Here is an 8,919-nt window from a genome sequence, read left to right as displayed (position 1 = left end):
GGTGGGGCTGGGCCGCGGGGAGGGGGCGGGGCTGCGGTTCCGGGCGGGGGGCGCGGGGGTAGGCGGAGGAGCGTTCGAAGGTCGGGAGCGACATCATCGCGAGGGCCAGCAGGCCCAGGCCGATGAGCTGGAGGGCCAGCCGCAGCGGGTCGGACGGCCACGGCTCGCCGTACAGGATCGTCGCCGCGACCAGGAGCTGCGCCTTGCCGACCACGTTGACGCTCATCGAGATCATGACCAGCCGGCACTGCTGGAACGAGATCGTCAGCAGGCCCAGGCCGAGCCCGCCCGCCGCCAGGAACACCACCAGATAAGGGGTGGACGCCAACCGCGCCGGATCGTCGGCGATCACTGCGGGGATGCCGAGGCCGAACGCCTCCGCCGTGCCGAGCAGGACGCCCGCGCCGATCCCGTAGGCCACACCGGTGAGCGGCCGCCCGTGCCGGCTGTCGGTCTTCCGCTCCCGCAGGCAGAACATCCAGATCGGCAGGCCCAGCGACGGCACCAGCACCGCGGCGAGCCGCCACAGTGAGGGGTCCGCGGTCACATGGTCGAGGTGCGGCGGCATGGTGAGCCCGTGCCGCGTCACCGCGCCCGACGCGACGAACACCGCGAGCAGCGCGAACGCCGACAGCCCGACGGCCCGCCACTCGCGCGGGCTGAGCCGTTCACCGAAGAACGTCGTGGCGACGTACAGCAGCGGCGGCAGGCCGATCAGGTAGGAGGCGAGCAGCAGCGTCAGCGGGGCGTGCCCGACCGCGAGGTACGCCAGCCCCGTCCCGCTGATCAGGACGGCCAGGCTGGCCACCCAGGCGGGCGAGCCGAGCAGGACGACCGCGGCGCGCAGCGGATGTCGCGGCGACACCCGCTCCATCCGCCGGCCGACCAGCTTGAAGAGGATGAACGAGACGAGGTAAACGGCATGAGTGGCGCAGGCGAAGACCAGGATGCTCACCGGGGCGCTCCTCCGGAAAGTTGGGTGGGGCCGAAGGGACGATGTGACTATGACCACATCGTCACATGGAGCGCCCGTTCACCTCTAGTCCACCTCATCTAGAAATGAACCGCTTTTTAGCTATTCTGCTCAATTTACGATGAACCGCGCCTCGGTTTGTCCACCCCAGCAGTAGAGATCTGTGCGTACGCGTGCTGGTTCGCCTCAGACGAGGCGCCGGGCGGCGGCCCAGCGGGACAGCTCGTGCCGGTTGGAGAGCTGGAGCTTGCGGAGCACGCTGCTGACATGAGTCTCGACCGTCTTCACCGAGATGAAGAGCTCCTTCGCGATCTCCTTGTAGGCGTAGCCGCGGGCGATCAGCCGCAGGACCTCGCGTTCGCGGGCGGTGAGCTGGTCGAGCTCGGGATCGACCGAGGGGGCGTCGGTGGCGGAGAAGGCGTCCAGGACGAAACCGGCGAGCCGGGGCGAGAACACGGCGTCGCCGTCGGCGACCCGGCCGATCGCGTCCGTCAGCTCGGGCCCCGAGATGGTCTTGGTGACGTAGCCGCGCGCCCCGCCCCGCACCACCCCGATGACGTCCTCCGCGGCGTCCGACACCGACAGCGCGAGAAACCGCGTGTCCGACGGCAGGACCCGGCGGAGCACCTCGACCCCGCCGCCGCCCGGCAGATGGACGTCCAGCAGGACGACCTCGGGGCTCGTCGCCTTGATCACGGCGACGGCCTCGTCGACGTCCGCGGCCTCCCCGACCACCTCGATCGTCGGGCCGAGCTCGGCCTTCACTCCGGTGCGGAACATCTGGTGGTCGTCGACCAGTACGACGCGTGTCACTTTTTGAGCTCCAGTCTGATCTCGGTGCCCTCGCCGGGGGCGGACCGCACGCGGGCGGTGCCCCCGTGCCGTTCCATCCGGCCGACGATGCTGCCTCGGACCCCCATTCTGTCCTCCGGGACGGCCGCGGAGTCGAATCCCTTGCCCCGATCCCGGACGAAGATCTCCAGACCGTCCGCTTCGACCTCGGCGTAGACCGAGATCGACGGCGCTCCGCTGTGCTTCGCGGCGTTGACCAGTGCCTCCCGCGCGGCGTGGATCATCGCGGTGATCCGGTCGTCGAGCTCGCAGTCGCCGACGCAGACGACGTCAATGGGGAGCCCGTGCCGGTCCTCGATCTCGGCGACGATCTCCTTGACGGCCGCCGCGAACATCTGCGTCGAGTCGGATTTCGGCTGGTAGAGCCAGGCCCGCAGATCGCGTTCCTGGGAGCGGGCCAGCCGCGCGACCTCTTTCGGGTCGTGGGAGTTGCGCTGGATGAGGGTCAGGGTGTGCAGCACCGAGTCGTGGATGTGAGCGGCGACCTCGGCGCGTTCCTGCGATCTGATCCGTTCGCCGCGTTCGGCGTCGAGGTCCTGCCAGAGCCGCACCAGCCACGGAGTGATGATCACGGTGACGCCGGACAGGACGATCGCGGTGGCCAGCAGCACCTGCGGGATCTCGCTCGGGGTGACCTTCTGCGCGAAGAACCCGCCGATCCCGCCGATCACCAGCGCGGCGCCCAGCAGGCTCCGCCACCACATGCCCTTCATGCCCTTCGGCAGGACGGCCCAGCGGCCGCGCTGCTCCCGGTCGGCCTGCTGCCACAGGATCGTCGCGCCGATCCCGACGATCAGCACGGGCCAGAGCGCGACCTGCGCGAACCCGGTGACGCCGAGCGCGGCCGCGGCCCCCGCGTACAGCAGGCCGTAGGCGAGGATCTGGGCGTAGTCGCGACGTCCGGAGGGTTCGTCGGCCTTCGGGGTGAGCACCCAGAACGCCAGATACGCCACGATCCCGGGCCCCGCGGCCATCAGCAGGACCATCGCCAGCCGCACCCACAGGGTCTCCAGACCCAGGTGGACGGCCAGGCCACGGCAGACCCCGGCCAGCAGACGCTGGTCACGGGCCCGTTCGAGCCGGGGAGGGGACGGAGAGGTCATGCTCTGATCGTCACACCTCCTGGGGGCTTCCGCATCAGGGGAGCGCCCCGATCCAGGATCAGGGTCGGCTCGGGGGTGTCCCGGATGGTCCGTTGTGCGGGGGCGCGCGAGGATGAGGCCATGACATCGGACAGGCTCGCCAGATCGAGCGAGGGACGGCTGCTCGCCGGCGTGTGCTCGGGGATCGGACGGCGCTGCGCGATCGACCCGCTGGTGATCCGGATCGCGTTCGGGCTGCTGATCTTCACCACCTGGACGGGCCTGCTGATCTACGGTGCCGCGGCCCTGCTGATGGGCGACGAGCAGGGCGACCCGTCGATCGCCGAGCGGGTCTTCCACCGGCGGCTCGACGACGCCGCCGTGGTCGGCGCGCTGGTCGTGCTGTTCCTGTTCGGGATGATCACCGGGTTCGCCGGTTCGAGCATCGCGGGCGGCCCCGGCCGGGACAGCGTCACGGCGCTGGCGCTGCTGGCGCTGGCGATCCTGGTGGCGCAGGCGCGGGGCGTCAATCTGGTGGAGGCGGCCAAGAACCTGCCCGACCGGTTGAAGGGCACCCCGCTGGAGCCCGAACCGCAGGTCGCGGCGGCGCCGGTCGTCACCGACGTCCAGGAGTGGATCGATCTGGCGACGTTGCAGCCGATCGAGGTGGTCGTGCCGGTGGCGGTACCGCGTCCGCCGAAACCGCCGCGCGCGCCCGAACGGCGGCGGAAACACCGGTCGCCGCTCGGGAAGGTCTTCTTCCTGCTGGCCTGTACCGTGGCCGCCGCGATGGCGCCCGTCGCCGCCGACAACGGCGACGCCGCCGCCCAGGTGCAGATCATCTGCGCGAGCGCGCTGGCCGTCGTCGGGCTGGGGCTGCTGGTCGGCGCCTGGTTCGGCCGGCCGCACGGGCTCGTCCCGCTCGGCGCACTGCTGTCGATCACGCTCATGCTCAGCGCCGGAGCCGGCGCGCTTCCCGCCGACGGCCGCTACGGCGAAGTCAAGTGGCAGCCCACCGACCCCACCACCACCCAGCCCTACCGGATCGTCGCTGGAGAAGGAACCTTGGACCTGCGCGCACTCCCCCTGCAACCCGGACAGTCCTACGAAGTGAACGCGGAGATCGGCCTCGGCGGCCTGCGGGTGATCCTGCCGACCAACGCGAAGGTCAAGGTGAAGGCGTCGGTGTTCCTCGGCGACATCACCGTCAACAAGAAGGTGATCAGCGGGCCGCGCGCCAGATACGAGGAGACCGTCGTCGGGACGGCCGCGGCGGACGCCCCGACGATAGAGCTCACCGTCAAGGGCCGGTTCGGCGATCTGGAGCTGACCCATGCGGCATAGGACCGACCCGGGCGCGCTGGCCGCCGGGCTGTACTTCCTGGCCGTCGCGGGCTACTTCGCCGCCACCGGGTTCGGCGGCGACGAGATCCTCGCACCGGTCACGCTCGGGCCCGTGCTGGCGATCGGGTTCTCGGTGGTGCTGCTGGTGCGGATCGCGAGCCGCTCCCGGCGGCGCGACCCCGCCCCGGAGGACGAGCCCGCTCAGATGTAGGCGTGCAGGGTGACGGCGTAGCCGGAGCCGGGGTTGACGACCTCGTGCATGTGGTCGCCGGTCTGGATCCGGACCCGGTTGGCGCGCAGCGGACGCTCCACCGCGCCCTCGTCACCGACCGTCACCTCGGCGAGCTCGCCCGCGATCACCGCGGTGAGCTGGGTGCGGCCGTCATGGCCGTGGGCGGGCAGCCGGAACCCGGGCGGCCAGGTGATCAGCACGAGGTTGTTGTCGAGGAGCACCCGCACCCGGTCCGCGGGGTCGAACTCGACCCGATGCCACCAGTCGCCCGGCGCGGCGGCCGTGTCGGCGAGCAGAGCCGCGATCTGGCCGACGGTCACCTGGTCCGACACCACGGGAGCATGGTTCTGCGTGATGTCGGGGAAGGTCTCGGTCTTCAAAGGAAGATCTTTCGGTTGGGTCTCCGGGGCTGTGCCCGCACGGAGAGAACGGCTGGACTTCAGAGCAGTTCAGCGACAACAACACGAAAACGGCGCGCGGCCACCGAGGCCGGGGTTCTGCGCGCGCGAAGACATGCGGAAGATGCTACCCGCCTTTCACCCCCAAGTCATGCGTAGTACGGATGCCGCGCCCAGGATCACAGCCACATCGATCTTGTAGGGGGTTCTGGGATGGCCATCGACAGACGCGGATTCCTGCGCACCGGGCTGATCGCCGGAGGTGCGGCGGGGCTCGGGCTGCGCGGCGCGCCGGCCTTCGGGCTCGACCGGCCCCGGCTCACCAACGGCGTGCAGAGCGGCGACGTCGGCGACGGGCAGGGCATCGTGTGGGCGCGCGCCGACCGGCCGTCCCATCTTTATGTCGACTACGACGTGCGGCCCGATTTCGCCAACGCGCGGACCGTCCGCGGGCCGTATCTGACGCCCGCCACCGACCTGACCGGGAAGGTGCGGCTGCGGGGCCTCGCCGACGGGCAGGAGATCCACTACCGGGTGCGGCTGGAGGACGGGAAGAGCGTCTCGGCGCCGGAGATCGGCTCGTTCCGGACCCCGCCGACGGCCGGGCAGGACGTCCGGTTCGTGTGGGGCGGCGACGTCGCCGGCCAGGGCTGGGGCATCAACGAGGCGTTCGGCGGCTTCCGGATCTTCAACGCGATGGCGGCGCGCGAGCCCGACTTCTTCCTGTGCAGCGGCGACCTCGTCTACTCCGACGGCCCGCTCAGCGAGACCGTCGCCCTGCCCGACGGCTCCACCTGGCGGAACCTGGTGACCGCCGAGAAGGCGAAGGTCGCCGAGACCCTCGCCGAGTACCGCGGCCAGTTCCGCTACAACCTGCTCGACGGGCCGCTCCAGGCGTTCAACGCCCGGGTGCCGATGATCTACCAGTGGGACGACCACGAGGTCCGCAACAACTGGTTCCCCGGCCAGATCCTCGACGACCCGCGCTACACCGAGAAGCGCGTCGACGTGCTCGCGGCCCGCTCCCGGCAGGCCGCCCTGGAGTACACGCCGGTCGACCCGCGCACCCCGGCCCTCTACCGGAAGATCGCGCACGGGCCGCTCGTCGACGTGTTCGTCCTCGACATGCGGACCGGGAAGAACCCGAACACGACCGACCGGGAGACGTCCGGGCCCGGGCTGCTCGGGGCGGAGCAGACGGCGTGGCTGAAGAAGGAGCTGCGGCGCTCCAAGGCCGTCTGGAAGATCATCGCCAATGATCTGCCGCTCGGGCTGATCGTCCCGGACGGGGCGAACCAGGAGGGCGTCGCGCAGGGTGACCCGGGGCTGCCGCTCGGGCGGGAGCGGGAGTTCGCGGACGTCCTGCGGCAGGCTTCGCGGGACGACGTCAGCGGGATCGTGTTCCTGACGGCCGACGTCCACTACGCGGCGGCCCACCACTACGACCCGTCGCGGGCGGCGTTCCGCGAGTTCAAGCCGTTCTGGGAGTTCGTCGCGGGGCCGCTCAACGCCGGGACGTTCGGGCCCAACACCCTGGACGCGACTTTCGGGCCCGAAGCGGTGTTCGTGAAGACCGGGCCGCGGGTGAACGCCTCGCCTGCGGAGGGGGCGCAGTTCTTCGGCTCGGTCTCGGTATCGGCGGCGACCAGGGCCCTCACGGTCGAGCTGGTCGATCTGAACGGGACGGTGCTGTTCAGCAAGGAGCTCCCGGCCGAAGGGTGAGGCACGGGGGTGAACGTTCGTTTACCCTGGCGGGGTGAACAAGCGTGCACCCCTGATCACTCCCGTGCTGGCCTCGTGCGGGGTCGTCGTCGCGCTGATGCAGACGATCATCGTGCCGATGCTGCCCGAACTGCCGCGGCTGACCGGCTCGACCTCCTCGGACGTCGGCTGGCTCGTGACGGCGACCCTGCTCAGCGGGGCCGTCTGCACGCCGCTGCTCGGACGGGCCGGGGACATGTACGGCAAACGGCGCGTCCTGCTGCTTTCGCTCGTGGCCGTCGCGGTCGGCTCGCTGGTGTGCGCGATCACCAGCGCGCTGCCGCTGCTCGTCACCGGGCGGGCGCTGCAAGGCGTCGGGCTCGCGGTGATGCCGCTGGGAATCAGCATCATGCGGGACGAACTGCCCGCCGAACGGGTCGCTTCGGCCGTCGCGTTGATGAGCGCGACGATCGGGACGGGCGCGGCGATCGGGCTGCCGATCGCCGCCGTGGTCGTGCAGTACTCGTCCTGGCACACGATGTTCTGGGTGTGTGCGGCCGTCAGCCTGCTGGTGCTGGCGGCGGTCTGGCGGATCGTGCCCGAATCGCCCGTCCGCAATCCGGGACGGTTCGACTTCGCGGGGGCGGCCGGGCTGACCGTCACGCTGCTCTGCCTGCTGATGGCGATCAGCAAGGGCGCCGACTGGGGGTGGGGGTCGGCGCGGACCGTCGGGCTGCTGGCCGTCGCGGTGCTCGTCGGGGCGGGGTGGGGGCGGTTCGAGCTGCGGCACGACGAACCGCTCGTCGACCTGCGGGTGTCGGCGCGGCCCACGGTGCTGCTCGCCAACCTCGCCGCGCTGTTCATCGGGTTCGCGTTCTACGCCAACTCGCTCGTCACCGCGCAGCTCGTCCAGGAACCCGCGACGGCCGGATACGGCCTCGGCATGTCGATCGTCGCGAGCGGGCTCTGCCTGCTCCCGGGCGGAATCTGCATGGCGTTCCTGTCGCCGGTGTCCGCGCGGATCTCGACGGCGCGCGGGCCGAAGACCACGGTGGCCCTGGCGGCGGGGCTGATCGCAGTAGGCTATGTGGTCCGCTATTTCACCAGCCACGAGCTCTGGACGATCATCTTGGGCGCCACCATCGTCGCCACCGGGACGGGCCTCGCCTACTCCGCCCTCCCGATGCTGATCATGCGCGCGATCCCCGTCACCGAGACGGCCGCCGCCAACGGGCTCAACACACTGATGCGGATGATCGGGCAGTCGGCGTCCAGCGCGATGTCGGCGGCGGTGCTCGCCCATCTGACGTTCCAGGGCCACGCCACACTCCGCGCCTATCTGGTGATCTTCGTGATCGCGGGGGCGGCGGCGCTGGCCTCGCTGGCCGTCACCCTGTCCCTTCCGCGCCGGGTCGTGCAGGCCGTCGCCGTATGAGCACCGACACCGGCCGGACGGCGATCCTCAAAGCGGCGCGACGCGCGTTCGCCCTGCGCCCGTACGCGGCGGTGACGCTGCGGGGGATCGCCGCGGAGGCCGGGGTCAGCGCCGCGCTGATCGTCAAGCATTTCGGGGGGAAGGAGCAGCTCTTCGCGGCCGTCGCCGACTTCTCCTCCGACGCCGACCTGCTGTTCGACCACCCCCGTGACGACCTCGGCCGGCACATGGTGGAGACCCTTCTCGTCACACGGCGGGCCGGGGACGCCAGCCCGCTGATCCGCGTGATCTTCGGGATCGGCGCGGGCGACGAACGCGCCCTGCTCCCCGAACGGTTCCGCGCCCAGGTCACCGCCCGGCTGGAGGCGCTGCTCGACGGCCCGGACGCCCGGCTGCGCGCCGAACTGATCCTCGCCCACTTCCTCGGCCTGAGCACCCTCGTCGGCATTCACCGCGACGGCGCCGCCGCCACCGCCGACCTGGCCCGCGTGATCTCCTTGTACGCTCCCGCCATACAGTCCCTCATCGAGGGCTAGCCTCACCCCCGGAGGTCCCCCATGGAGCTCGACCACGAGATCATCGTTCCGGCCGACCCCGCCGCTCTCTGGCAGACGCTCCAGGAGTCGGCCACCGACCGCACCGGCAAGCTGAAACTCAAGGTCGGCACCAGCTCCGTCACCCTGAACGGCACTCTCACCGTCGCGGTCGTCGACGACTTCACCCGCACCCTCATCCTGGAAGCGGAGGCCAAAGAGGCCCGCGGCCCCGGCACCCTCACCGCCACCTTCCAGGCCACCGTCCACCCCACCCCCACCCCCTCCACCTCCCGCCTCACCCTCCACTCCAAACTCTCCCTCACCGCCCGCCTGGCCCCCGTCCCCACCCCCCCCCCCCCCACCCCC

At 71.0% G+C, this 8,919-nt stretch carries 10 protein-coding genes; 6 read left to right on the top strand and 4 right to left on the bottom strand.

Translation table 11 applies throughout. The annotated features are described in order from the left end of the window. The 3 genes from ACYVE7_RS23190 to ACYVE7_RS23180 all read right to left on the bottom strand — a co-directional run. Positions 1-955, bottom strand: a 955-nt coding sequence (locus ACYVE7_RS23190; protein ID WP_460367128.1) for a hypothetical protein, incomplete at its 3' end; no start/stop codon positions are given. 204 nt (positions 956-1,159) lie between these two features. Then, complete coding sequence (locus ACYVE7_RS23185) at positions 1,160-1,786, bottom strand: LuxR C-terminal-related transcriptional regulator (protein WP_460367126.1); 627 nt, start codon at positions 1,784-1,786, stop codon at positions 1,160-1,162. Then, the gene (locus tag ACYVE7_RS23180) at positions 1,783-2,928 is read right to left on the bottom strand and encodes an ATP-binding protein (RefSeq protein ID WP_460367124.1); all 1,146 of its coding nucleotides are present in this window, start codon (positions 2,926-2,928) and stop codon (positions 1,783-1,785) included. The genes ACYVE7_RS23185 and ACYVE7_RS23180 overlap by 4 nt, the downstream gene beginning before the upstream one ends. Before the next feature lie 120 nt (positions 2,929-3,048). On the opposite strand from ACYVE7_RS23180, the gene ACYVE7_RS23175 reads away from it, so the two are divergent. After that, complete coding sequence (locus ACYVE7_RS23175) at positions 3,049-4,251, top strand: PspC domain-containing protein (protein ID WP_460367122.1); 1,203 nt, start codon at positions 3,049-3,051, stop codon at positions 4,249-4,251. Continuing rightward, complete coding sequence (locus tag ACYVE7_RS23170) at positions 4,241-4,462, top strand: hypothetical protein (protein ID WP_460367120.1); 222 nt, start codon at positions 4,241-4,243, stop codon at positions 4,460-4,462. The genes ACYVE7_RS23175 and ACYVE7_RS23170 overlap by 11 nt, the downstream gene beginning before the upstream one ends. Here the strand turns inward: ACYVE7_RS23170 and ACYVE7_RS23165 are convergent. Then, entirely contained in the window at positions 4,453-4,863 is a 411-nt protein-coding gene (locus ACYVE7_RS23165) for a cupin domain-containing protein (protein WP_460367118.1), read from the bottom strand. The genes ACYVE7_RS23170 and ACYVE7_RS23165 overlap by 10 nt on opposite strands. A gap of 231 nt (positions 4,864-5,094) precedes the next feature. On the opposite strand from ACYVE7_RS23165, the gene ACYVE7_RS23160 reads away from it, so the two are divergent. From ACYVE7_RS23160 to ACYVE7_RS23145, 4 genes are all read left to right on the top strand, one after another. Beyond that, positions 5,095-6,603 (top strand): alkaline phosphatase D family protein, encoded by a 1,509-nt coding sequence (locus tag ACYVE7_RS23160; protein ID WP_460367116.1) that lies wholly within the window; start codon positions 5,095-5,097, stop codon positions 6,601-6,603. 34 nt (positions 6,604-6,637) lie between these two features. After that, positions 6,638-8,017, top strand: coding sequence for an MFS transporter (locus ACYVE7_RS23155; RefSeq protein WP_460367114.1), 1,380 nt, complete (start codon positions 6,638-6,640; stop codon positions 8,015-8,017). Then, on the top strand, positions 8,014-8,553 hold the full coding sequence (locus ACYVE7_RS23150) for a TetR/AcrR family transcriptional regulator (protein WP_460367113.1): 540 nt from the start codon (positions 8,014-8,016) through the stop codon (positions 8,551-8,553). Before ACYVE7_RS23155 ends, ACYVE7_RS23150 begins: the two co-directional genes overlap by 4 nt. Before the next feature lie 21 nt (positions 8,554-8,574). Continuing rightward, the coding region (locus ACYVE7_RS23145; RefSeq protein WP_460367111.1) for an SRPBCC family protein at positions 8,575-8,919 on the top strand (345 nt) is incomplete at its 3' end.

Source organism: Actinocorallia lasiicapitis, assembly GCF_054778695.1.
The sequence above is the reverse complement of the archived record's forward strand: the minus strand, read 5'-3'. Positions and strand labels throughout refer to the sequence as shown.

Excerpts from the sequence above, each read along its gene's own strand:
- ACYVE7_RS23180 (WP_460367124.1), bottom strand. The coding sequence starts at position 2,928 with ATGACCTCTCCGTCCCCTCCCCGGCTCGAACGGGCCCGTGACCAGCGT.
- ACYVE7_RS23175 (WP_460367122.1), top strand. The coding sequence starts at position 3,049 with ATGACATCGGACAGGCTCGCCAGATCGAGCGAGGGACGGCTGCTCGCC.
- ACYVE7_RS23170 (WP_460367120.1), top strand. The coding sequence starts at position 4,241 with ATGCGGCATAGGACCGACCCGGGCGCGCTGGCCGCCGGGCTGTACTTC.
- ACYVE7_RS23160 (WP_460367116.1), top strand. The coding sequence starts at position 5,095 with ATGGCCATCGACAGACGCGGATTCCTGCGCACCGGGCTGATCGCCGGA.
- ACYVE7_RS23150 (WP_460367113.1), top strand. The coding sequence starts at position 8,014 with ATGAGCACCGACACCGGCCGGACGGCGATCCTCAAAGCGGCGCGACGC.